Here is a 446-nt window from a genome sequence, read left to right as displayed (position 1 = left end):
GGATCATTTCAGGTTTTTCTTTCAAATTTAAGCAAAAACAACAGCCAAAAGTTGAAGCAAAAAGAGACCCAAACACACCTGACTTTTTTATCAAAATGACCGATGCACAACGCCATTTATTTGCCAATAAAATGTCAGAAATGCCTGAAATGGGGAAATATTCACAAGGTACAGAAAGCTACCAACATTTTGCTATTCGTATCGCTGATATGCTGTTAGAGCCTGAAAAATTCAGAGAGCTTTATCCAATTTTAGAAAAATCAGGATTTCAGCCATGATTAAATTAAATAACCTATCAACCGATCTAAAGCATGTGACCGTTGAATACCTCGACATCGTAAATTATGAAATTGCGAGGGAAAATATATGCGGTTATATCTTCCTATTATCCCGACTATCCAAAGATGCCGAACCCACCGAAAAAATGCAGATGGAAAGCAAAATAC

General features: G+C 36.1%; 1 pseudogene. It reads left to right on the top strand.

From position 1 onward, the window contains the following. A pseudogene (locus tag I6F28_RS37150) lies at nt 1-278 on the top strand (hypothetical protein); the annotation flags it as partial. Nucleotides 279-446 lie beyond the last annotated feature (168 nt).

Source organism: Bradyrhizobium sp. NBAIM14, assembly GCF_020193895.1.
Lineage (GTDB): Bacteria > Pseudomonadota > Alphaproteobacteria > Rhizobiales > Xanthobacteraceae > Bradyrhizobium > Bradyrhizobium yuanmingense.
The sequence above is the reverse complement of the archived record's forward strand: the minus strand, read 5'-3'. Positions and strand labels throughout refer to the sequence as shown.